A 22819-nucleotide genomic window follows, 5' to 3' on the forward strand; every position below is an offset into this window, starting at 1 on the left:
CTTAATACATGCTCAGTTCGTTCTCTGAATTAACAAAACTTCTATCAACCAGTTCAGAACTGAAAATCTATTAAAGATTCCGTTCCGAACAGGTCTCACACGTTTGCTTGCCTGATTGTTAAAGAGCTTGGAAGCCTTGGCTTCCTTCACTGCGTCCGTGGCGTGTTGCCGTGTCCGCCGTGTCTGTGGAGGCGCATTCTAGAGATTTACGGGGGACCGTCAACACTTTTTTCATGTCTTTTTTATCAAACGGTCACGTTTTAGCCGGGACGGATGAAAAACCATCAAAAAAGGCCTAAAACGCTCAGTTCTTATGCAATACAGCTATCCCCCCACCCTGCGTTATCCGTAGTAAATACGCTAACGCAGGGCAGATACTTCACCCTCCACACACTTTTTCCTACTGATTTCGCTTTTATTCCCCAATCCCACCACCAACCCGCTGTGAACACAGATAAAAAAAGGCGCCTTGGGGCGCCTTTTTTATCTCGCGTAAGCGACTAGTGCTTACGAAGTTGCCAAATACTCATCACCAATCCAACTGCCACATAGATGACAGCCACACTCAATAGCACCAAAGGCGGATCGAGGAAGACAATCGCGAAGGCAATAATTACCCCTAGAAGCATCTTGAAGGGCACCCTGCCGATGTGAAACTCCTTAAACGAGTGGTATTTCACCGACGACACCATCAACAAGCCGGCCCCTGCAACAACAAAGGCCACCAACCAAGAGATATCTGCCCCCTCAATACCGCGACTGGCTCCCAGCCAGACCAGGGTTGCCACCAGGCCCGCTCCAGTAGGACTGGGCAGACCGATAAAGAAGCGCTTATCCGTGCTTTCCGCTTGCACATTGAACCGAGCCAGCCGCAGGGCCGCACAGGCCACATAGATGAAAGCAGCCGCCCAGCCAAACTTGCCAAGCCCGGACAACGCCCACGCATACGCCACCAACCCCGGCGCGACGCCAAAGGCCACACAGTCGGAAAGCGAGTCGTATTCCGCACCGAACTTGCTCTGGGTATTGGTCATTCGCGCCACCCCGCCGTCCATCCCGTCCAGGACGCCGGCAATGATGATCCCCAGAGCGGCATTCTCAAAATGCCCGTTCATCGCCGCCACGATGGCGTAGAACCCGGCGAACAGGGCCGCCGTAGTAAACAGGTTCGGCAGCAGATACACCCCCTTGCGGCGAGCACCTGTACGATGCTCTGCTTCCACGACCTCGAAGGTCTCCGGCGTATCCGTCGCTGTTGTCTTGTCGTTATCCTGCATGGCTATCCACCCATTAATGATGGCGTTAGTGTAACGCAGTGCCCGCAAACAAAAAACGCGGCCGAAGCCGCGTTTTTTTTGATCAAGACAAGCGCTTAGTTCTTGCTCTTGTCTACGATCTGGTTTGCCTGGATCCAAGGCATCATTCCGCGCAGCTTTTCACCCACCTGCTCGATGGGGTGCTCCGCATTATTGCGACGGGCCGCCGTCATGGACGGGTAGTTATGCGCGCCTTCAGCGATGAACATTTTCGCGTACTCACCGCTCTGGATGCGCTTGAGTGCATTGCGCATGGCCGCACGGGACTCATCGTTGATCACTTCCGGGCCAGTCACGTACTCACCGTACTCCGCGTTGTTGGAGATGGAGTAGTTCATGTTGGCAATGCCGCCTTCGTACATCAGGTCAACAATCAGCTTCAGCTCGTGCAGGCACTCGAAGTACGCCATTTCCGGGGCATAACCCGCTTCGGTGAGGGTCTCGAAGCCCGCTTTCACCAGCTCAACCGCACCGCCACACAGCACAGCCTGCTCACCGAACAGATCGGTTTCGGTCTCGTCCTTGAAGGTCGTTTCGATGATGCCGGTGCGGCCGCCGCCCACGCCACAGGCGTAAGACAGTGCCAGCTCTTTGGCGCTACCGGAGGCGTCTTGGAAGATGGCGATCAGGTCAGGGATGCCGCCACCTTTGGCAAACTCGGTACGCACGGTGTGACCCGGCGCTTTCGGGGCGATCATGATCACGTCCAGGTCGGCACGCGGAACGATCTGGTTGTAGTGAATGGCAAAACCGTGGGCGAATGCCAGGGTAGCGCCTTCTTTCAGGTTCGGCTCGATGTCGGAGGTGTACAGCTGCGCCTGGAATTCGTCAGGTGTCAGCACCATCACCACGTCGGCGGAAGCAACAGCGGACGGCACGTCCGTTACGCTGAGGCCATGGGCTTCGGCTTTGGCGATGGACGTGGAGCCAGTGCGCAGGCCAACGACCACATCCACACCGGAATCTTTCAGGTTGCAGGCATGGGCATGGCCCTGGGAACCGTAACCGAGAATGGCCACTTTCTTGCCCTGGATAATGGAAAGGTCGCAATCCTTGTCGTAATACACTTGCATGCTCATAGCTCTGGCTCTTTCAAGTTAGAAAAAAGGGGAACGGCTAGGCACGCAATACGCGCCCGCCTGATGGGCCAGTACTCTAGGGCATCCACTTTGTTGCGTAAAATGATATATTTGAAACATTGCATTCCATTATCTGCAACAAAAAAGCCGCGGCACCAACTGGGTACCCCATGGACACCAAACCCCTGCGCCTGTTCCTGACACTTGCCGACACCCTGCACTTCGGACGCACCAGCTCCATGTGCCACGTCAGCCCTTCCACGCTCAGCCGCACCATTCAGCAGCTGGAGGATGAGCTGGGCGTGCCGTTGTTCTACCGGGACAACCGCAGCGTCACTCTGACCCGTGAAGGTCAACGCTTTCAAGAATACGCCCGCGATACGCTAATGCGCTGGGATGGGCTGCGCCATGCCTTGCAAGAAGACCGCCGTATTCTGCAGGGTGAACTGAGCCTGTATTGCTCAGTCACCGCCAGCTACAGTTTTCTCTACGATTTGCTAAGCAGTTTCCGGCATCAATACCCACGCATTGAGCTCAAGCTGCACACCGGCGACCCTGCCCAAGCGGTACAGCGCGTCCAGCAGGGCGAGGAAGATATCGCCATTGGCGCGCGCCCCGATCACCTACCCGCCGGCATCGCCTTTCGCCCCATCGCCCGCTCACCGCTGCTATTTATCGCCCAAGCCGGGCAAACCCAACAAGCAGAACGGCTTAACGGCCCGGCTAACAAATCGGCCTGGGAAGACATCCCCATGATTCTCTCGGAGGAAGGGCTAGCACGGGACAGGGTCGACCGCTGGTTTCGCCAGCTTGGCGTCAAACCGCATATCTATGCGCAGGTAGGCGGCAACGAGGCCATCGTCAGCATGGTGAGCCTGGGTTTCGGGGTGGGAGTGGTGCCCAAGATTGTGCTGGATAATAGCCCTCTGGCCGGGCGCACCCGCCAACTGGATGTGCAACCCGCCCTGGCACCTTACGAGGTGGGGCTGTTTACTCAGGAGCGGCGCCAGGAAGAACCTCTCATCAATGCCTTCTGGTCGCAGCTGGGGGACACTTAAAACCAAAAAAACCGCTCCAAAGAGCGGCTTTTTCGTCTGGCATCCAACATCAGGCGTCGAGCGTTACTACAAACTCAACACTTTCTCGCCGCGGGCGATCCCGGACACGCCGGAACGCACCACTTCCAGCACTTGGGTTTCCCCGATGGCACCGATAAAGGCGTCCAGCTTGTCCGATGCACCGGTGAGCTGAATGGTATAGACCGTGCTGGTCACATCCACGATCTGGCCGCGGAAGATATCCACGGACCGCTTCACCTCGGCACGCTGAGCGCCAGTGGCCTTCACCTTGACCAGCATCAGCTCGCGCTCGATGTGCGCCCCCTCGGTGAGATCCACCAGCTTGACCACTTCGATCAGCTTGTTCAGGTGCTTGGTGATCTTCTCGATTTGCAGGTCATCACCGAAGGTGGTCAGCGTCAGCCGGGACAGTGTTTCGTCCTCGGTCGGCGCCACCGACAGGGTTTCGATGTTGTAACCCCGCTGGGAGAACAGACCGATTACCCGGCTTAGTGCGCCCGGCTCATTTTCCATCAGAATAGAAATAATTCGACGCATCAGGTCCGCTCCGTCTTGCTCAGCCACATATCGCGCATGGAACCGTCTGCAATCTGCATCGGGTACACGTGCTCGGTGGAATCAACATAAATATCCATGAATACCAGGCGATCTTTCAGGGCAAAGGCTTCATCCATGGCCCCGTCCAGATCCTCGATCTTGGTGATCTTCATGCCGACGTGGCCATAGGATTCAGCCAGCTTGACGAAATCCGGCAGGGACTCCATGTAGGACTGGCTGTGGCGGCCACCGTATTGCATGTCCTGCCACTGGCGGACCATGCCCAGTGCCTGGTTATTGATGTTGATAATCTTCACCGGCAAGCCGTACTGCAGGCAGGTGGAGAGCTCCTGAATATTCATCTGGATGGAGCCTTCACCGGTCACGCAGGCCACCGTGGCATCGGGGAACGCGAACTGCACCCCCATGGCCGCCGGTAGCCCAAAGCCCATGGTGCCGAGGCCGCCGGAGTTGATCCAGCGACGGGGCTTGTCATACGCGTAGTACTGAGCCGCAAACATCTGGTGCTGACCCACATCGGAAGTCACATAGGCATCACCCTTGGTGGCCTTGTACAACGCCTGCACCACCTGCTGGGGCTTCATGGGGCCGTCTTCATTGGTCTCATAACGCATGCCATGCACTTTGCGCCAGCCGTCGATTTCTTCCCACCAGCGCTCCAGCGCTTTACGGTCCGGCTCGCCACCGTGCTCATCCAGTGCCGCCAGCATCTCTTCCAGCACCTGATGCACCGGGCCCACGATAGGGATATGCGCCATGATGTTCTTGGAGATGGTCGCCGGGTCGATATCGATATGAATAATCTTGGCGCCCGGGCAGAACTTCTTGACGTTGTTGGTCACACGGTCGTCCAGACGGGCGCCCACCGCCAAAATCACATCAGAGCTGTGCATGGTCATGTTGGCTTCGTAAGTGCCGTGCATACCCAACATGCCCACGTTCTGACGATCAGTGCCGGGGAAGCCCCCCAGCCCCATCAGGGTATTGGTCACCGGGAAATTGAGACGGTGAGCCAGTTGCGTCAGCAGCTCGCTGCCCTCGCCCTGCACCACACCACCGCCGGCATAGATCACCGGGCGCTTGGCTTTCATCAACTCGTCCAACGCCTTGCGGATCTGGCCGGAATGCCCTCGACTGACCGGTGCGTAAGAACGCATCTTCACTTTCTTGGGGTATTCGTAAGGATTCTTGACGTTCGGTGCTGTCTGGTCCTTGGGAATATCCACCAGCACCGGGCCCGGACGGCCGGTGGTGGCAATGTAGAAGGCCTTCTTCATGATTTCCGGAATGTCTTTGGCGTCACGGACCATGAAGCTGTGCTTCACCACCGGACGGGACACGCCAATCATGTCGGTTTCCTGGAAGGCATCATCGCCAATCCAGTCTGAACGTACCTGCCCGGACAACACCACCATGGGAATCGAGTCCATGAAGGCCGTCGCCAGACCGGTAATGGCATTAGTGGCACCCGGGCCAGACGTCACCATCACCACACCGGCTTTGCCGGTGGCACGGGCGTAACCGTCTGCCGCATGGGTGGCCGCCTGTTCGTGGCGGACCAGAATATGGTTGACCTTGTCCTGCTGGAACAATGCATCATAAATGTGCAGTACGGATCCACCGGGATACCCGAAGATGTACTCCACTCCCTCGTCTTGCAGCGCACGGACCACCATTTCCGCGCCGGATAACATTTCCACGGTTGCTACCTCAAATCAGAATGCATACAACCCACTGCCACGCAGCGGGACGGTGTTCTAGCTGCCTGCGGATAAAGCACCGTATTTGGGTGCTCTGGGGTCCTGTCGGAGGTGGCCGACACGAACGCAGGCTGGGAGGGCGACACGGAGAATCTGCAAACCTGAAAGGGAATACTCCCGCTTTTAGGAATGAGAAACCTCCGGAGGCTCCCACAGCGGGACGAGAGTGCAGTGATACTGCTGGCAGGACATCGCGGTAACGGTGCCCCGGGTCCCGGCCTCACACACGCCGGTAAGCGAATGCGGGTCCCGATCTCCGGAAAGCCATAATTTTGGCAGAAATGTGCGGCCAATCAAAGCCCTTGATCGACTTTAGGTTGCAGAAAATCCCCTTATCACGTCATGCTAAAGTCTGATGGATCAACCGAAATCATAAGAAGACTGACACCATGACAAAATTCAGCCTGTTCCTCGGGTGCGCCCTGCTTGCCCTTTCCAGCCTGAGCCCCGCGGCCAAGTTTTATAAGTGGGTGGACGACAACGGCGTCACCCATTACGACGCACAACCCCCACAGGGCGGGAACGTGACCGAAGTGAACACCCGGGCCAATGCCAGCTCAGACCAGAGTGAAGCCATTGACGCTCTTGAGGCCAAACGCAGCGCAGCACAGAAGGCCAAAGAGGCGGCAGCTACCCAGGCCAGGGAAGAGAAACGACTGGAAACGGAGCCGGAAGCTGTGGCTCAAGAGCGGTGCGAACAGCACCGCAAGAATCTGGAAACCCTGACCAACAAGCCCACCGTACGGCGCAAGAACCCGGAAACAGGCGAGCTGGAAGTGATCGATCAGAAAGTTAGAGAGGATATGCTCGCCGAGACTCGTAGCGCCCTGGAGAAATGCGAAGGCCGCTAGGTGATACTAAGAGCCCTCCAACAAAAAAGCCGCCGGCGTTAAACCGGCGGCTTTTCTTTACCTGGCCCAAAAGGTTGATTAATGCCTAAAGGTAAAACGCTCCTCTTCCACCTCCACATGGATGGTATCGCCCTGAACGTACTCCCCTTTCAATAGCGATTGAGCCAACGGGTTTTCCAGCTGCTGCTGGATGGCTCGCTTGAGCGGCCGCGCCCCGTAGACCGGGTCGAAACCGGCATCCACCAGCTTGTCCAGCGCCTCGTTGCTGAGTGCCAGACCGATGTCCCGCTCCGCCAACCGCTTGCGCAGGAAGTCCAACTGAATCGACGCGATGCCCTTAAGCTGGTCCTTGGCCAGCGGATGGAACACCACGGTCTCATCCACCCGGTTGATGAACTCCGGCCGGAAGTGGCTGCCCACCACCTCCATCACCGCAGATTTCATCGCCTCATAATCACTACCGGATTCTGCATCAACGCCCGCCAGTTTCTGGATCAGGTCCGACCCCAGGTTCGAAGTCATCACTATCACGGTATTCCGGAAGTCCACCGTGCGGCCCTGGCCATCCGTCAGGCGCCCATCATCCAGCACCTGCAACAGAATGTTGAACACATCCGGGTGGGCTTTTTCCACTTCATCAAGCAACACCACCGAGTAAGGTTTGCGCCGCACCAGTTCGGTGAGGTAGCCACCCTCTTCATAACCCACATACCCCGGAGGCGCACCGACCAGCCGCGCCACAGAGTGCTTCTCCATGAACTCGGACATGTCGATGCGCACCATGGCCTCTTCGGTGTCGAACAGAAAATTCGCCAGCGCCTTGCACAGTTCCGTCTTGCCCACCCCGGTGGGACCCAGGAACAGGAAACTGCCGTTGGGCCGGTTCGGGTCCGACAAGCCAGCCCGTGAACGACGCACCGCGTTGGCCACGGCTTCCACTGCTTCGTCCTGGCCGACGACCCGGTCGTGCAGGGCCTCTTCCATGCGCAGCAATTTGTCTTTCTCGCCTTCCAGCATTTTCGACACGGGAATCCCGGTCCACTTGGCCACCACCTCAGCGATTTCCTCGTCGGTGACCTTGTTACGCAGCAACTGAGTTTCGGCCTGGGCCTGCTCTTCGCGGTCCTGGGCGTCTTTCACTTTCTTTTCCAGTTCCGGAATCTGCCCGTATTGCAGTTCGGACATGCGACTCAGGTCACCGGCGCGGCGGGCCTGCTCCATTTCCACGCGGGCCTGCTCCAGCTCAGCCTTGTACTCGGCGGCGCCTTGCAGTGCGGCTTTTTCTGCCTGCCAAATCTCTTCCAGATCCGCGTACTGTTTTTCCAGTTCGTCGATTTCATCTTCCAACTTTTCCAGCCGCTTGCGGCTGGCGTCGTCGTCTTCCTTGCGCAGCGCTTCGCGCTCCATTTTTAGCTGGATCAGCCGCCGGTCAAGGCGATCCATTTCTTCCGGCATGGAATCAATTTCCATGCGGATACGGCTGCCTGCTTCGTCAATCAGGTCGATGGCCTTGTCAGGCAACTGCCGGTCGGTAATGTAGCGGTGGCTCAGCCGCGCGGCGGCAATGATGGCGCCATCGGTAATATCCACGCCATGGTGCACTTCGTAGCGCTCCTTGAGCCCCCGCAGAATCGCAATGGTGTCTTCCACCGTGGGCTCATCCACCTGCACTTTCTGGAAACGACGCTCCAGCGCCGCATCTTTTTCAATGTACTGTCGGTATTCGTCCAGGGTGGTGGCACCCACGCAATGCAGCTCGCCACGGGCCAACGCCGGCTTGAGCATATTGCCCGCATCCATGGCCCCTTCGCCCTTGCCCGCGCCGACCATGGTGTGCAGCTCATCAATAAAGAGAATGATGCGCCCTTCCTGCTTGCCCAGCTCATTAAGCACGGCCTTCAGGCGCTCTTCGAATTCACCCCGGTATTTGGCACCGGCGATCAGGGCCGCCATGTCCAACGACAACACTTGTTTGTCTTTCAAACCTTCGGGCACTTCGCCGTTGACGATGCGTTGGGCCAAACCTTCCACGATGGCGGTTTTACCCACGCCCGGTTCACCGATCAGTACCGGGTTATTCTTGGTGCGACGCTGCAAAACCTGAATGGTGCGGCGGATTTCATCGTCACGGCCGATCACTGGATCCAGCTTGCCGGACTCGGCCCGCTCGGTCAGGTTGACGGTGTACTTGTCCAGCGCTTCGCGCTTGTCCTCGGCGTTGGGATCGTTCACCGATTCGCCCCCTCGGACTTCAACAATTTTCTCCGCCAGCACCTTGCGGGTCACGCCAGCATTCTTGAACAGCTTGCCCAGCTCCCCGTTATCGTCACAGGCGGCCAGCAATACCACTTCCGTGGACAAGTACTGGTCGCCACGCTGCTGGGATTCCCGGTCGGCAATGTTCAACATCCGGCCTGTTGCCTGACCCATCTGCACATCACCATTGAAGTTATTCACGGTGGGCAGCTTGTCCACAGCCATATTCAGGGCGGTAATCACATCCGCGCTGTTGGCGCCGGCTTTTTCCAGCAGGGGGCGAGCAGCGCCCCCCTGTTGCTGCATTAACGCCAACATCAGGTGGACCGGTTCAATAGTGCTATTTCCCTGCCCCACGGCCAAGGATTGCGCGTCTGAGAGGGCTTCCTGCAGGCGGGCGGTGAGTTTATCCATTCGCATTTTTACTCTCCTGTCCGGACGTGATCCGCAAGACGCCTCCCTGACGGCAAGGGCAGTGCGATCACCGGTTATCTATCAACTGAACGTTAAATGGGTCCGATTGGGCCAGATTCAAGTCAATGGGCAGTTGATCGCAGAGCGCAGCCAACGGAGCGGATTCACGTTGCTGCTTTTTAACCCAAAGAGGCCGCGCCCATGATTGGGACGCGGCCTCTTGAATTTCAGGATCTATCCAACTTCAGAGCGCAAGCACTCAATTGTCCTCGATCAACTAGCCACAGCTCCATCCAGCCAGATCAGCGACGCAAAGCGCCCCGTCTCGCCTTCCTTGCGGTAAGAGTAGAACCGGGACAGGTCACAGGCGGTGCACAGATCGCCACCGTGAACATCGTCAACGCCCAGCTGCGCCAACTCGATCATGGCGGCATGGGCCACGGAAAATCGCCAATGCCTGGGCGTGGCATCTTTCTTGAACGCGGGCTTAAACGCAGGCCGGCCTGCGGTGAAAGCCCGATACACGTCATCGCCCACCTGATAACACTGGCCACAGATGGCCGGACCCAGCCATGCACTCACGGCCTCACCGTTCGGGGCAATTTTGCCCACGCCTTCAGCGATAATGCCCGCCTGTAAACCACGCCAGCCAGCATGCACCGCCGCCACCGCAGAGCCATCCGTGCGGGCCAGCAAAACCGGTAAACAGTCCGCCGTTAGCACCACACAGGGCCAACGCTGTTGGTCGGTCCAAACGCCGTCTGCCTCATTGTCCTGTTCATCCGCCCGGATGACCCGCTTGCCGTGGACCTGCCACAACCAGGCGGCGGGATGATCTGCCTGCAGCAGTTTTTCCACATGATGACGAGCCTGCTCAACCCGGGCCGGCTGATCACCGCAATTCAAACCCAGATTGAACCCATGCCAAGGCTTGGGGGAGTGATGACCGGCACGAGTCGTCACGCACACCCGCACCGCCGGGTGGGGATTCCAGTCTGGGCATAGCCATTGACTCTTGTCAGGCAGTGACATTCCAGGCTCCTTGATCACAGAGGGGAGCAGACCCCTTCCGCCACCCGCAATTTGAACAACACGCCATGTTGAGACAGGCCGGGAGAACTGAAGTTTCCACCCATTTCGCCGCCTCCAATTCTCGCTGGCGCACTGGTCGCCATGTCTGATTGGGCAACATTGCCATGGATTCGGTGGGTGATATCCGTCACCGAAACAGCTTGCTGGCCCAGTAGCGTCTCACAGCGTTGCTGCAAGTATCCATCCAGCACCGCCCAAGCCGTTCCTTTCTCCGCGCTGTAGCTGATCGCATACGTCTGATCCCCCAATGGCTGGTCTTGATAGCCCTTGGCACCATCCCATGGGTGGTAACTGCTCGCACAGCCCGAAACCAGCAGCCACCCTGCGCCCCCTCGAGACAACGACATACCCTGCACCTCTTATCGTTCTTCTTCTTTGATGTCGTTTTCCAGTGCGGCAATCAGCCCCGTCATATCCGCCGGCAGAGGTGCCTCAAATTCACAATATTCGCCCGTGGCCGGATGAATCAGGCCCAGTTTTCGAGCATGCAGCGCCTGGCGGGGGAACTTGTGCAGCGCTTGGCGCAACGCTTCAGTGGCGCCGGCAGGCTGCTTGAGTCGGCCGCCATAAAGCGGGTCGCCCACCAGCGGGTAATTGCGGTGCGCCATGTGAACGCGAATCTGGTGGGTACGACCGGTTTCCAGCTGCACCTGAATGCGGGTGTGCGCTCGGTAACGATCCAGTACACGGTAGTGGGTAACCGCATTCTTGCCACCGGTCTTGACCACTGACTGTTTTTTGCGATCCACCGGGTGACGGCCCATGGGGGCATCTACCTTACCGCCACCGGTCATCACGCCCACCGCAATGGCCTCGTATTGCCGGAACAAGCTCTTGTCCTGAAGCTGCGCCACCAGGCTCTGATGAGCTTCCAGGGAACGCGCCACCACCATCAAACCGGTGGTATCACGGTCCAGCCGGTGAACAATCCCCGCGCGCGGCAAGCTGTTGAGCCGCTCATCAATGTGCAGCAGACCGTTCAGCAGAGTGCCATCAGCATGGCCTGCAGCCGGGTGGACCACCAGCCCGGTGGGCTTGTTGATCACCATCAGGTCGTCATCCTGGTACACCACATCCAGATCAATGGATTGAGGCTGATCATCCAGCTCCGGCTCGATTTCCACTTCCAGCGTCAGCGATTCATTGCCGGTCAGCTTCTCTTTGGGCTTGGTCTTGGCACCGTTGACCGTCAGCACGCCATTCTTGATCCAGGTCTGCAGGCGAGACCGGGAAAAGCCCTCAAACAGCTCTGCCGCCACCTGGTCTACCCGCTGCCCGGCGTGCTCCGGCTTCACCTGTTCGGTGCGCTGAATTTTTTCGCCGCCAAGATGTCCCATATAAAGGTTCCTCAACCTGTGCTTAAATACCGAATTCGCGAATTGTAACCCGTTCAACGAGGAAAGAATGCCACGACTTTTATGGCCACTACTGTGTGTACTGATTCTGGCTGGCTGCGCCGGCAACCCTGACGATCGCCCGGAACTCACTGAGGCAGACCAATATCGGGAGGCCAGCGAGTCCATTGAATCGAAAAACTACCTGACGGCCATCGACCAGCTCAAGGAGCTGGAGGCACGCTTTCCCTATGGAGACTATGCCGAGCAATCAGCACTGGACCTGATTTACGCCCAGTACAAATCTGTGGACTACCCGGCCACCGTGGTAGCGACCCAGCGGTTCATGCGCAATTACCCCGCGCATCCGCGCATGGATTATGCGCTCTACATGCGCGGGCTGGCCAACTTCAACATGGAGAAGGGCCTGTTCGACAACATGGTCACCTCCGACCGCTCCAGCAAGGATATGGACGCCGCGAAAGATTCCTTCCGCGACTTTGAGCGGCTCGTGGCCCGCTTCCCGGATAGCGAATACGCCCCGGATGCACGCGCCCGCATGGTTCACATCCGCAACCAACTGGCCCGTCAGGAGCTCCACGTGGCCCGTTACTACGCCCGCCGTGGCGCCATTGTCGCCTCCGTGAACCGGGCCCAGTACGTGGTCAAACACTACCAGCAAACTCCCGCCGTGGAAGAAGGGCTGGCGATTATGACCAAGGGCTACCAGCGATTAGAGCTGCCAGAACAGGCAGAAAGCAGCCGCGCCGTACTGGCCCTGAACTGGCCGGACAGTGCCTTTCTGGATAGCGACAAACAGGTGGACCTGGCTTGGTGGCCGGATGAGGATGAGGGGCTGCTGAGTCTGCTGACGTTCGATCTGCTTTAAGAGACGCCGCACGCCTCACGCTACAAGCAACACGCTAAAGAGCCCGCAACTGCGGGCTCTTTTTTTTACGTGAAGCATGTTGCGTGAGGCGTGCGGCGTCTCCTGTTAATCCCCCGGCCGCCAGCCGTTAGTGATCGGGTATCGCCGGTCCTTGCCAAAGGCACGCCGGCTGACGCGGGGGCCGACGGCGGCCTGGCGACGTTTGTACTCGTTGCGGTCGGTCAGTTTCACCACCCGGTAGACCGTATCGCGGTCGAATCCGTCACGGATAACCGCTTCAGCGCTCATGTCCTGCTCCACGTAACGCTCCAGAATGGCGTCCAACTCGTCATAGTCAGGCAGCGAATCGCTGTCTACCTGATCCGGGGCCAGTTCGGCGGAAGGTGGGCGGGTAATCACCCGATCCGGGATGATTTCCGCACCGGCCTGCTGGTTGCGCCAGCGGCACAGATTGAACACGGAGGTTTTGAAGACATCCTTCAATACCGAGAAGCCCCCGGCCATATCGCCATACAAGGTCGCGTAGCCCACCGCCATCTCGCTCTTGTTACCGGTGGTCAGCACCACAGAGCCATTCTTGTTGGAGAGCGCCATCAGCAGCACTCCGCGGCAACGGGCCTGAAGATTTTCTTCCGTGGTATCCCGGGCGGTGCCGGCAAATGACTCACTGAGAATATCCATAAAGCCATTGAACGCGGCCTCGATCGGCAACACGCGATAATGGACGCGCAAAGTACGCGCCTGCTTCTCGGCGTCTTCCAGGCTCATGGCAGAGGTGTACTGGAACGGCATCATCACCGCCTCTACCCGTTCCGGGCCGAGGGCATCCACCGCCACCGCCAGCGTCAGGGCGGAATCAATGCCACCGGACAGCCCCAGCAAAGCGCCCTTGAAACCGTTTTTATTCACATAATCACGGGTCGCCAGCACCAGCGCCTGGTACATACCCTCTTCCGGCCCCGGCAACGGCAATTCCTCACCGCACGGCTCGCAGTGGCCGTCTTGGCATTGCACATCCACCGGCACCAGCGCCTCGGTAAAACTGGCCGCCTGCACACAGCGGCTTCCCTGGCTGTTGCAGACAAACGAGGCACCATCGAAAACCAGCTCATCCTGCCCCCCCACCAAATTGCAATACAGCACCGGCAGCCCAGTTTCCCGGCTACGGGCTTGCACTTGGGCAAAACGCTCCTCGGCCTTATTGGTGCGATACGGAGAAGCATTCAGGTTCAAGATCAGGTCGGTGCCCGCCTGCAGCAACTGGGCCGCCGGGCCATCGTGCCAGATGTCTTCACAGATGGTGATGCCCAACGTCCAGCCATCGATATCAAAGGTGCAGGTGTCTGTGCCCGGTTGAAAATAACGTTTTTCATCAAACACCCGGTAATTGGGCAGGTGCTGCTTGAAATATTCATGACGGGGGCGGGTCTCCCCCGGAAATACCACCCCGGCAGCATTGCGGCGATGGCCGTTGCGCACAGCCGGGTAGCCCAGCACCACCGGCACTGAAATAGCCTCACCGATTGTGGCCAGCGCCGCATCGACACGGCTGTTCAGGCTCGGGCGCAGCAACAGATCTTCCGGCGGATAACCCGTTAGCATCAGCTCCGGAAAGAGCACCAGGTCCGCGCCCAGCAGTCGGCGTGCCTCATCCGCCGCCGCAATAACACGCTGGGCATTCCCTTCGATATCACCCACCAGCGCATTCTGCTGGGCCATAATAATTCGCATGATCAACCGGCCTTTCCTCAAGTGAGCGCTGATTGTACTCTTTAGCCGGCAATCGATGAATGCGCCTAGAACACAGAACACGGCAGCATCCGACAAAAACACCAAACCAAGGGGAGCTCCATGGGGCTGATTCGCCTGATTATTATCGCCGCCCTGATTTATCTGGCCTGGCAGGTCATAAAACGACTGCTCGCCCAGGCACGACCCAATGATTCCGGGAACGACGCAGGCAACCCGCAAATCATGGTGAAATGCGCCCAGTGCGGCGTTCATGTCCCAACGCCTGAGGCCTTCAGCCACAACGGACAACATTTCTGCAGCCAGGAGCACCAACGCCAATACCTGGAACACCATGACCGCTAGTCAGGGCTGGACCCCAGGGCGCATTTATAATGTCTACCGCATTGCCATCGCATGCGCTCTGCTGCTGCTGCATTACGGGCCGGACAAAGCCCTTATCGGCACCTATTTTCCCGCGCTTTTCGAGACCACCCTGTTTCTCTACTTGGGCCTGACGCTGGCCTCTGCCACCCTGGACAACAAACGGCATCACCGGGCCTTTCCCGTTTGGGCACAGCCGGCGGCATTAATCAGCGACTTGGTCATGCTGACTCTGGTGGTGCACTCTAACGGCGGCCTGGAGGGGGGGCTGGCCGTACTACTGCTGGTAACCGTTGCCGCCGGAAACATTCTTCTGCGTGGGCGCCAAGGCTTCCTTATCGCTGCACTGGCGACTCTGGCCGCCATGTTTGAGCAATTCTATTTTTCCATCCAGACACATCTGTCATCACCCTTCGCTTTAACCGAATCCGGCCTGCTGGGCATTGCGTTTTTTATGGTGTCGCTGATCATTCAGCAAATTTCCCAGCGACTGGAGCAAAGCGAAAAAATCACCAAACAACAACAAGTCGCCATTGAACGGCTGGAAGCGCTAAACCAGCAAATTGTGCAACGCATGCGCACCGGCATTCTTGTGTTCGACGAGACCTTTCATGTCCTCATGTCCAACCAGTCCGCCAATAATCTGTTTGATAGCCCCATGCTGGGCAATCATCTGCCCGAAGCCCTGACCAGCCGCTTTCAGCGCTGGCAGGACAACCCGCTCCTGCCTCTCACAACGCTACGTGTCTCGGAGCAATCCCCCGTATTAAGCCCGCGTTTCGCACAGCTGGACACCGGCCACGAAAACCTGACCCTGCTGTTTCTGGAAAACACCGCACAGGTGGCGCAGGAAGCCCAGCAGATGAACCTGGCGTCTCTGGGCCGCTTGTCCGCCACCCTCGCCCATGAAATCCGCAACCCACTCAGCGCCATCAACCATGCCTCAGACCTGCTGCTGGACGGCGAACCCAGCCCGGAGGACAAGCACCTTCTGCAAATCATTCGCAATCATGTGACCCGGGTTAACGGCATTATTCACGATGTACTGGACCTATCGCGCAGGCCCAGAGGACAAGCCGAGCGGTTTCCATTGCCGTCGCTCATTCAGGAAGTGGCAGCACAGTGGCAAATGAAAGACATTACTGGCCGAATTATTCTTCACTGCCAGCCTGACGTGGAAGTGCGTTTTGACCGCAGCCAGCTTATCCAGGTGCTGGACAATCTTATTGCCAACGCCCTGCGCCATGGTGGCGACAGCTGTGAAGTCACCCTGCGATGCGGACACCATGACCGCACCGGTCTGCCCTGGCTGAAAGTACAGGACAACGGGCACGGCATCAGCGCCGAAGCGCTGAGTTATCTCTTCGAGCCTTTCTACACCACCGCCAAAGACGGCAACGGCCTCGGGCTCTATTTATGTCGCGAATTGTGCCATGCCAACCAGGCCACACTGGACCTGGAAGAAACCCCGAAAGGCGCCAGCTTTGTGATAACCTTTGCTCACCCGCACCGACAATTCCAATAACAGAATTTCGACAGAATCGCCTATGAGTGCAGACATCCCCCACGTACTGGTTGTTGACGACGAAGCGGATCTGAGAGAACTGCTTGTCATTACCCTTGGCCGCATGAAACTCCAGGCCACCGCCGCCGACTCGCTCTCTGCTGCAAAGCAGCAGCTCAACGAGCAGCGTTACGACCTGTGTCTGACAGATATGAATCTGGGGGACGGTACCGGGCTTGAGCTTCTGCAGTTCATTTCGCAGCATTGTCCAACCATGCCCACCGCCGTTATCACCGCCTACGGCAGCATGGAAACCGCCACCGGCGCCATGAAATACGGCGCCTACGACTTCATTGCCAAACCGGTCGCCCTGGACCGCTTACGGCAGTTAATTGAAGACGGCCTGGGCATCAGCGAAACCGAAGAGCACCATGAGGACGAAGACAACCTGATCGGTGACGCCCCCAGCATGGTGGCACTGAAAACCCAGGTGCGGAAACTGGCCCGCAGCCAAGCGCCCATCTATATCAGCGGCGAGTCTGGGAGCGGTAAAGAACGCATTGCACGATTGATCCACACTCTCGGCCCCCGCCGGGAGAAACCCTTCGTCGCCGTCAACTGTGGTGCCATTCCGTCGGAGCTGATGGAAAGCGAATTCTTTGGCCACCGCAAAGGTGCCTTCACCGGCGCGGTGGAAGACCGGAAAGGTCTATTTCGTGAAGCCGACGGCGGCACCCTGTTTCTGGATGAAGTCGCAGACCTGCCGCTGCATATGCAGGTCAAACTGTTGCGAGCCATCCAGGAAAAGTCCGTGCGACCGGTGGGCGAAGCCAAAGAATTTCAGGTTAACCTGCGCATTCTCTGCGCCACCCACAAGAACCTGGAAGACGAAATGGAAGAGGGGCGCTTTCGGCAGGATCTCTTCTATCGGCTAAACGTCATTGAAGCCCATGTGCCGCCCCTGCGCGAACGGCGTGAAGACATTCCCAAACTGGTCCAGCATATTCTTAACCGGCTCAGCCAGGCCTGGGAAGTTCCGCCTCCCAGCGTTAGCTCTGACGCGGTAAGCGCCATTGAAAACTATTCATTTCCTGGCAATGTTCGGGAACTGGAAAATACCTTGGAGCGTGCTTTAACCCTGTGTGACGGCGACACCATTTTCCCGGAGCATTTGCGCCTGACGTCAGGCCGTTCATCCGCCGCCTCAAACCGCTATAACGCTGCAATATCGTCAACAGCACCACCGGCAAGGCCCAACGAGCAACCTCTGGAAGATTTTCTTCAGGAAATTGAAAAGCAGGAAATCCTCAAGGCTCTGGATACCACTCACTGGAACCGCACCGCCGCGGCCAAAAAACTGGGTATGACTTTCCGCTCTTTGCGTTACCGATTGAAAAAGCTGGAGCTGGACCGGGATGATGACGAAGCAGAAGATAAAGAATAAGGCCGGGGGTCAGTAAACGGCAGCTCACCAGTGATCAGCTGGGCGAGCAATTCAGCACTGGCTGGGGCCGCCACCAAACCATTACGGTAATGGCCTAACGCAGCAAACACACCTTTCGCGCCAGGCACCTGCCCGATAAACGGGATATCTCGCTCACAACCCGGCCGCACACCGGCCCAATGAAAAGCCGGCGAACAGGATGCCAGCTCCGGCCATAATGACGCAGCCAACCGCTCCAACTGATAACGACCAGCCACCGTCGGATACGTCGTCCGGTCACCTTTTCTCAACGTTGAGCCCACCAACACAGAGCCATCCTGCCGTGGGATAAGATAGCCACGCTCAGTCAGCATAACCGCAGGCACCTGACCGGGCTTCATGCGATACAGAAGCATCTCCCCTTTTGCAGGAAACAACGGCATCGTCAGCCCCAGCGGGAGCAACAGATCCGGCGCCGCATGCCCTGCACTGATGACGATAGTATCGCTTTGCCATTGCCTGCCATCCGCAGCCAAAACCTTTCCTCCTGACACAGCAGGGAGCACCTTGCTAACGGTCGCAGACTGGAAACAAACACCTCGGCGCCGCAAATACGCGCGCAACACTTTCAACAGGCCAGGGTTACGAATATTACCCAGCGTCGGGAACAACAGCCCCGCTCCAGCAGCAGACTCTCGCATCTGCTCGCTGGCAGACATAGCCTGCACAGGAACCTGCCAGCGCTGCGCCCACTGATGGGCACGAACAGCGTCATCACCAGCCGTTTCCACCCACAGGCCACCGCTATGCAGCAGCCCATTGCAATCCGGGGTACTTACCGAGTCGCATTCGGCCAGTATCTGTTGATAACGGGAAAAGGCGTCCACTGACAGGCGCGTCATCGCATCGCAATAACGCCAAGCATACAACGGGGAAAGAATGCCGCCACCGGCCCAAGAAGCCGGCGGATATTCAGACGGAGAATCAATGATCGTCACCCTTCTTCCACGCTGCGTAAGCTCAAACGCACAAAGAAGACCGACAACTCCACCACCTACAACGAGCACATCTGACATGGCAATACGGGGAAACGGAAGACATTAAGGAGGGCAACGATAGCATAACCGGCAAGTACATTCTCCCGTAGGCTCCCATAGCAATGCTAAAGGAGCCCAGCCCATGGTCCACTACCAACACCGGCAACAACAAGGACTCACACTGATAGAATTACTAACGACGATGACGATAGCGGGGATTCTCTCTGTCTGTGCCTCACATGCCTGGAACGACCTCATTCCACGCTACCAGGTTCGCACAGCCACAATGACATTACATAGCCTAATCCGGCAGGCTCGTGCCGGCGCGATTACCGATGGAAATCGCATGCTCTGCGATGGCCAGGCAGGCTGCAGCAAGTTCGAAAAAACGCAGATGGTCTGGATGGGGTTTGATCGGAATAATGACGGGGCATTGAAGGCGTCTGAAATTATTGAGCGCTACCAACTCCCCGGAGCAACTCGCTTGGTCTGGAAACGCTTCAAAGGGGATGCACTCGTATTTCACAACCGAGGCAATAGCCATTTCCAGAATGGCAGCTTCTATCTATGCAATCACGTCGCAGCAAGAAGAATTGTCATGAACTGGATTGGCCGCCCCAGAGTGGAAACGGCCAAGCCGGAAGACTGCGATTAATGCTCTTTCCAGGAATCATCAGAGCCAATAGTGCAGCCAGAGACTTTCATACAAGTCTGTCCCTCACTATTGATCTTCAACACTTCGGTGCCTGTCATTAAGCCCGTTTTCGGCGTTGTAGTAATTTCATACTGCTGGCTTCCTGTTCCTGTCACGGAGATTGCTGTCGTGAAATATTCACTATTGGCAAGCACAGGCGACAGATCAGACAACTTTGCATCTTTATAGGAAAAATTCTTGGCGCGGTAACGCTCCAGCGCCCCCGACAACGCCATCATCTCCCCTTGCGCTTCTGCCTGCCGGGTATCCTGAACATAGCGTGTATAACTTGGGTAGGCGATAGCGGCCAGAATGGCCACTATCACTACCACAATCATCAGCTCGATCAGGGTAAAACCACGGTGATTGAGCCGCCCATTACAGTGATTCCCAAGCATTACTCCTCCTCATCGCCAGGTGGCGCTTTGAACTCGTTAGCCTGAGTTTCATCCATTTGATACCAACGACGCTTTCGAAGATGGCTGTACCCCATATCCTGTTCGCCGACGACTTCCGTACCAACCACCACATCAATATTGCCTTCACCATCCGTTACAAGAACAGGAGAAGGAGGTGGGGTCGTCTGATCCAGATCCTCTCTACGGGAATCAGGTACAGTTCCGTCATTATTGGTGGCGGGTTTGGATGTCACAATATCCACCGTATGTAGGAACGATCGGCCGTAGCTTACGGCACATGGATTATCATCCAGGTCCTCCCCTTTCGGTGAATAAGTCGAAAACCGCAGCACACCATCAAAAACCACAGGCGATGACATAGATTTCTCTGCGGACTCCAAATAATAGAACCACCCCATATCCTTAGAGTCTGCCTCCCCGTTTGAGACATTTGTCATCTGACTCAAACTTACATCTTCAGGAGCCGTTATCGTTTGAGCCATCGCTGTTTTGTCCTTCACAACAAAGACTCCATCCTGGGTTTTTTCATCCAACGGATGGGAGCGATATCCGGATGCCGCCGCCACATACAACACTTTCTGACCGCCTTCATTCAGATACACCACAGATGGCGCATCATAAAAACGCCGATTCGTAGACGCTGAAGAGCCACCCAGACTGGCAAGCCGGTGAACCGAGTTATTTAAATTACCAGACTGATCAATATCTACTCGGAACAGTTGACCACCAAGGTCGCCAAAATACAAAAAGTCCGCGACTCCATCAAACTCTTTGTCGACAACCGAAATACCACCAGGCACGGACCACTTCAAATTTGCATTGCTCTTGCTTGTGCCCGACCAGATTAGGCTGCCATTTTCCGCATCGACGATATAGATCGCATTCCCCATGGAGTCCCCGGATACGCGCCCCATTCCCTGGCGATTGTCGTGCCCTGCCGGGTCATAGCCACCCCCAAACACCAAAACTGGCTTAGTTTCATCACCGACCGGAATTTGCGTCAACGTCGGGGTTGACCACGTCTGGCCTAAATCATCAAAGTCCCCGCTTCCGCCTTCAATAACAGAAAACTGCATTTTGGGGCTATTCAGGGACGTAACGTCAAGAGCGTAGTAATTACGCCCACCGCGACGCATTCCACCATAGATATACACGGCTTCAGGCTTATCCGTCACTGATTCGCCAGGCTTGCGCCATGAAACCCAGCTGCCATCCAGCCCATAGCTCTGCCGGGTATTATCGGTATTTAAACCAAGCTTATTTGTAGTCACTTCATCTGCCCGTTTAAGAAAGTCATGGGGCATGAAAGCAAATTCTTCTGAACCGTCGGAGACGTCAATCGCATGCAGCATCCCGGCATTATTTGAAACAAAGACAATATTGTTTTCGCTCTTGCCCCCATAATTCACCATCAGAGGCACACTGTGGAGAGGGTCGCCCCAAACCACCTTAAGCTGGTCCAGCAGTAAATTCAGATCGGCATCCGTCGCGGTAGAGTCAAGACCAAGATCGGTTTTTCCCAGATAACCCGTCGTACCCACTTGATCCCAATCAAGCTTGCTAAGGTTTTTATTGGCATTAGAGGTACTATAGAAAAGCTTCCGCTCACTGACCTCGTCACGGGCACCACCTACCTTCGCATCATAGCCATCAACAACTTCACTCCAAAAACTCTGGGCGGAGTTTTTAAAGTAACCCGTGCTTTCACTAACCGCTGCGCCGTTCTGGCCTTTTATTACACCGCCTTCAAGCTGGTAACGTTTCAGGTTCCCCTCCCAGAAACTACTACTGGTCGGTTCGAATACGGAATAGTAAAGCTGATCAAGGTGCTGAAAACGATTCATTTGGTTAATCGCCACACCAGGCGAAGCAATCGAACGCGAGTTTTCGTCAATCAAATCCAACTCATCAATAAAGGCTTGTGCCAATTGCTGTGCAGATTCAGCGTTATAGGTTTGCCCGCCACCTGCTTTTGACACACCTTCCATATCATCCTTATAGCCACCCATATAAAGACCGATATTAGAGGTGAACACCTCTCGCCCTTTTGCATTTGAGGTGCTATTAAGGTATTTGGCCGTCTTCTCCTGACAAGTGTAGCTACTGGAAATGCTGCCTGTCGCCGAGGAACACAAATTAGAAGGAAGCTCATCAAAATCCTTACTAGGAGCACCATCTGTCATCACAATCACATAGTTTGCTTCGCACTGGTTATTCATTTTCATCGGAGAGACATATCTCCCATCTTCAACGATGGGAGCAGGGTCAGCACAATAATTCTCCATGATTTCCTTGGTGCCAAACTCGAGCTTGTAATATCTACGATTAAAGAAAGACCCTTCTCGCACACAATCATTATTATCTATATTACAGTAATTAACCTCTTTTCTATTGATGACATTATTATAGTCCGGCACGGTTATCGGTCTCTGGGCATACTCCAGACAAACAAAATCCTGGCTGTAACCTCCCTCTCCGTCTTCACCATAAATAGGAGACTGCCCCATCATATAACGACGCATTTCATAGTAGGCTTCAGAAGTCGGAGTACCTCCAGTGGGGTCACTGGAGTGCTTATAGGTACTGACCACCGCATCTTTGAGAACTTGCGTTGTCTGGCTATCCACCTCCACAACAGGGACCATCACATGGCCACCATCGGTCTCGCCCCGGCGGAACCGGCTAACACCGATGCGCACTCCATTGGGCACATTATCAATCATCGTATTAAATGCATCTATCAGCATAACAATGCGTCGATTGTTCTCTTTATTACACCATTTGGGCTGATTGCCACTAAACCCTAAATCTGACTCACAGTACCTCATGCTGCCAGACGTATCTAAAAGAATCATCACGTTAGCCGCAGGCACATTATCATTGTTATCTGCCGTCGCTCGGGAAAAGAAAATTTCCGTATCATCGGCATAGAGGCTGGTTGGAAACAAACAAACCAACAACATTAAAAGAAGTGTTTTCCGGATTTTGTTCATAACTCCCCC

At 56.3% G+C, this 22819-nt stretch carries 19 protein-coding genes; 7 read left to right on the plus strand and 12 right to left on the minus strand.

Translation table 11 applies throughout. The features are described 5' to 3' along the window. Positions 1–500 precede the first annotated feature (500 nt). Both pssA and ilvC read right to left on the minus strand, forming a co-directional pair. Positions 501–1277, minus strand: a complete 777-nt coding sequence (pssA, locus tag ABNH18_RS03345; protein WP_349381463.1) for a CDP-diacylglycerol--serine O-phosphatidyltransferase — start codon at positions 1275–1277, stop codon at positions 501–503. Between the two features lie 95 nt (positions 1278–1372). After that, positions 1373–2389, minus strand: a complete 1017-nt coding sequence (gene ilvC, locus ABNH18_RS03350; RefSeq protein ID WP_349381549.1) for a ketol-acid reductoisomerase — start codon at positions 2387–2389, stop codon at positions 1373–1375. A 176-nt stretch (positions 2390–2565) separates the two neighbouring features. On the opposite strand from ilvC, the gene ilvY reads away from it, so the two are divergent. Further along, positions 2566–3453 carry an HTH-type transcriptional activator IlvY gene (gene ilvY / locus ABNH18_RS03355; RefSeq protein ID WP_349381464.1) on the plus strand — a complete coding sequence of 296 codons (888 nt, stop codon included), beginning with the start codon at positions 2566–2568 and terminating at the stop codon, positions 3451–3453. A 66-nt stretch (positions 3454–3519) separates the two neighbouring features. On the opposite strand, the gene ilvN is transcribed toward ilvY, so the two are convergent. Together ilvN and ABNH18_RS03365 are read right to left on the minus strand one after the other, a co-directional pair. Beyond that, positions 3520–4011 carry an acetolactate synthase small subunit gene (ilvN, locus tag ABNH18_RS03360; RefSeq protein ID WP_349381465.1) on the minus strand — a complete coding sequence of 164 codons (492 nt, stop codon included), beginning with the start codon at positions 4009–4011 and terminating at the stop codon, positions 3520–3522. Beyond that, positions 4011–5732 (minus strand): acetolactate synthase 3 large subunit, encoded by a 1722-nt coding sequence (locus ABNH18_RS03365; RefSeq protein WP_349381466.1) that lies wholly within the window; start codon positions 5730–5732, stop codon positions 4011–4013. Before ABNH18_RS03365 ends, ilvN begins: the two co-directional genes overlap by 1 nt. 449 nt (positions 5733–6181) lie before the next feature. Between ABNH18_RS03365 and ABNH18_RS03370 the strand changes: the two genes are divergently transcribed. Beyond that, positions 6182–6643: a DUF4124 domain-containing protein gene (locus ABNH18_RS03370; RefSeq protein WP_349381467.1), complete on the plus strand. Its 462-nt coding sequence runs from the start codon at positions 6182–6184 to the stop codon at positions 6641–6643. 78 nt (positions 6644–6721) lie between these two features. Here ABNH18_RS03370 and clpB read toward each other — a convergent pair whose 3' ends face one another. The 4 genes from clpB to rluD all read right to left on the minus strand — a co-directional run bounded on the left by clpB (position 6722) and on the right by rluD (position 11742). Continuing rightward, the gene (gene clpB, locus ABNH18_RS03375) at positions 6722–9319 is read right to left on the minus strand and encodes an ATP-dependent chaperone ClpB (RefSeq protein ID WP_349381468.1); all 2598 of its coding nucleotides are present in this window, start codon (positions 9317–9319) and stop codon (positions 6722–6724) included. 267 nt (positions 9320–9586) lie between these two features. Continuing rightward, positions 9587–10345 carry a peptidoglycan editing factor PgeF gene (pgeF, locus tag ABNH18_RS03380; protein WP_349381469.1) on the minus strand — a complete coding sequence of 253 codons (759 nt, stop codon included), beginning with the start codon at positions 10343–10345 and terminating at the stop codon, positions 9587–9589. Positions 10346–10359: 14 nt separating this feature from the next. Continuing rightward, positions 10360–10752 carry a hypothetical protein gene (locus tag ABNH18_RS03385; RefSeq protein WP_349381470.1) on the minus strand — a complete coding sequence of 131 codons (393 nt, stop codon included), beginning with the start codon at positions 10750–10752 and terminating at the stop codon, positions 10360–10362. 12 nt (positions 10753–10764) lie between these two features. After that, positions 10765–11742: a 23S rRNA pseudouridine(1911/1915/1917) synthase RluD gene (gene rluD, locus ABNH18_RS03390; protein WP_349381471.1), complete on the minus strand. Its 978-nt coding sequence runs from the start codon at positions 11740–11742 to the stop codon at positions 10765–10767. Between the two features lie 67 nt (positions 11743–11809). Between rluD and ABNH18_RS03395 the strand changes: the two genes are divergently transcribed. Further along, positions 11810–12628: an outer membrane protein assembly factor BamD gene (locus ABNH18_RS03395; RefSeq protein ID WP_349381472.1), complete on the plus strand. Its 819-nt coding sequence runs from the start codon at positions 11810–11812 to the stop codon at positions 12626–12628. A 105-nt stretch (positions 12629–12733) separates the two neighbouring features. On the opposite strand, the gene ABNH18_RS03400 is transcribed toward ABNH18_RS03395, so the two are convergent. Continuing rightward, positions 12734–14359 (minus strand): NAD+ synthase, encoded by a 1626-nt coding sequence (locus tag ABNH18_RS03400; RefSeq protein ID WP_349381473.1) that lies wholly within the window; start codon positions 14357–14359, stop codon positions 12734–12736. A gap of 120 nt (positions 14360–14479) precedes the next feature. Between ABNH18_RS03400 and ABNH18_RS03405 the strand changes: the two genes are divergently transcribed. From ABNH18_RS03405 to ABNH18_RS03415, 3 genes are read left to right on the plus strand one after another with little or no spacing between them, the layout of a single operon-like run. Further along, on the plus strand, positions 14480–14722 hold the full coding sequence (locus ABNH18_RS03405) for a PP0621 family protein (RefSeq protein ID WP_349381474.1): 243 nt from the start codon (positions 14480–14482) through the stop codon (positions 14720–14722). Continuing rightward, positions 14712–16265, plus strand: a complete 1554-nt coding sequence (locus ABNH18_RS03410; RefSeq protein ID WP_349381475.1) for a sensor histidine kinase — start codon at positions 14712–14714, stop codon at positions 16263–16265. The genes ABNH18_RS03405 and ABNH18_RS03410 overlap by 11 nt, the downstream gene beginning before the upstream one ends. Positions 16266–16287: 22 nt before the next feature. Beyond that, the gene (locus ABNH18_RS03415) at positions 16288–17688 is read left to right on the plus strand and encodes a sigma-54-dependent transcriptional regulator (RefSeq protein WP_349381476.1); all 1401 of its coding nucleotides are present in this window, start codon (positions 16288–16290) and stop codon (positions 17686–17688) included. Here the strand turns inward: ABNH18_RS03415 and ABNH18_RS03420 are convergent. Then, positions 17628–18743 (minus strand): NAD(P)/FAD-dependent oxidoreductase, encoded by a 1116-nt coding sequence (locus ABNH18_RS03420; protein ID WP_349381477.1) that lies wholly within the window; start codon positions 18741–18743, stop codon positions 17628–17630. The genes ABNH18_RS03415 and ABNH18_RS03420 overlap by 61 nt on opposite strands. Positions 18744–18846: 103 nt before the next feature. On the opposite strand from ABNH18_RS03420, the gene ABNH18_RS03425 reads away from it, so the two are divergent. Beyond that, positions 18847–19359 (plus strand): GspH/FimT family pseudopilin, encoded by a 513-nt coding sequence (locus ABNH18_RS03425; protein WP_349381478.1) that lies wholly within the window; start codon positions 18847–18849, stop codon positions 19357–19359. On the opposite strand, the gene ABNH18_RS03430 is transcribed toward ABNH18_RS03425, so the two are convergent. Then, a complete protein-coding gene (locus tag ABNH18_RS03430) occupies positions 19356–19796 on the minus strand; it encodes a type IV pilin protein (protein ID WP_349381479.1) in 441 nt (146 codons plus the stop codon). The genes ABNH18_RS03425 and ABNH18_RS03430 overlap by 4 nt on opposite strands. Continuing rightward, a complete protein-coding gene (locus ABNH18_RS03435; RefSeq protein ID WP_349381480.1) occupies positions 19796–22810 on the minus strand; it encodes a PilC/PilY family type IV pilus protein in 3015 nt (1004 codons plus the stop codon). The genes ABNH18_RS03430 and ABNH18_RS03435 overlap by 1 nt, the downstream gene beginning before the upstream one ends. Positions 22811–22819: the final 9 nt, after the last annotated feature.

It is taken from the genome of Alcanivorax sp., from assembly GCF_040118815.1.
Classification (GTDB): Bacteria; Pseudomonadota; Gammaproteobacteria; order Pseudomonadales; family Alcanivoracaceae; genus Alcanivorax.

Excerpts from the sequence above, each read along its gene's own strand:
- ABNH18_RS03405 (WP_349381474.1), top strand. The coding sequence starts at position 14,480 with ATGGGGCTGATTCGCCTGATTATTATCGCCGCCCTGATTTATCTGGCC.
- pssA (WP_349381463.1), bottom strand. The coding sequence starts at position 1,277 with ATGCAGGATAACGACAAGACAACAGCGACGGATACGCCGGAGACCTTC.
- ABNH18_RS03430 (WP_349381479.1), bottom strand. The coding sequence starts at position 19,796 with ATGCTTGGGAATCACTGTAATGGGCGGCTCAATCACCGTGGTTTTACC.
- ABNH18_RS03400 (WP_349381473.1), bottom strand. The coding sequence starts at position 14,359 with ATGCGAATTATTATGGCCCAGCAGAATGCGCTGGTGGGTGATATCGAA.
- ABNH18_RS03395 (WP_349381472.1), top strand. The coding sequence starts at position 11,810 with ATGCCACGACTTTTATGGCCACTACTGTGTGTACTGATTCTGGCTGGC.
- ABNH18_RS03415 (WP_349381476.1), top strand. The coding sequence starts at position 16,288 with ATGAGTGCAGACATCCCCCACGTACTGGTTGTTGACGACGAAGCGGAT.
- ABNH18_RS03370 (WP_349381467.1), top strand. The coding sequence starts at position 6,182 with ATGACAAAATTCAGCCTGTTCCTCGGGTGCGCCCTGCTTGCCCTTTCC.
- ABNH18_RS03425 (WP_349381478.1), top strand. The coding sequence starts at position 18,847 with ATGGTCCACTACCAACACCGGCAACAACAAGGACTCACACTGATAGAA.
- ABNH18_RS03420 (WP_349381477.1), bottom strand. The coding sequence starts at position 18,743 with ATGTCAGATGTGCTCGTTGTAGGTGGTGGAGTTGTCGGTCTTCTTTGT.
- ABNH18_RS03435 (WP_349381480.1), bottom strand. The coding sequence starts at position 22,810 with ATGAACAAAATCCGGAAAACACTTCTTTTAATGTTGTTGGTTTGTTTG.
- ilvY (WP_349381464.1), top strand. The coding sequence starts at position 2,566 with ATGGACACCAAACCCCTGCGCCTGTTCCTGACACTTGCCGACACCCTG.
- clpB (WP_349381468.1), bottom strand. The coding sequence starts at position 9,319 with ATGCGAATGGATAAACTCACCGCCCGCCTGCAGGAAGCCCTCTCAGAC.
- ABNH18_RS03410 (WP_349381475.1), top strand. The coding sequence starts at position 14,712 with ATGACCGCTAGTCAGGGCTGGACCCCAGGGCGCATTTATAATGTCTAC.
- ABNH18_RS03385 (WP_349381470.1), bottom strand. The coding sequence starts at position 10,752 with ATGTCGTTGTCTCGAGGGGGCGCAGGGTGGCTGCTGGTTTCGGGCTGT.
- pgeF (WP_349381469.1), bottom strand. The coding sequence starts at position 10,345 with ATGTCACTGCCTGACAAGAGTCAATGGCTATGCCCAGACTGGAATCCC.
- rluD (WP_349381471.1), bottom strand. The coding sequence starts at position 11,742 with ATGGGACATCTTGGCGGCGAAAAAATTCAGCGCACCGAACAGGTGAAG.
- ilvC (WP_349381549.1), bottom strand. The coding sequence starts at position 2,389 with ATGCAAGTGTATTACGACAAGGATTGCGACCTTTCCATTATCCAGGGC.
- ilvN (WP_349381465.1), bottom strand. The coding sequence starts at position 4,011 with ATGCGTCGAATTATTTCTATTCTGATGGAAAATGAGCCGGGCGCACTA.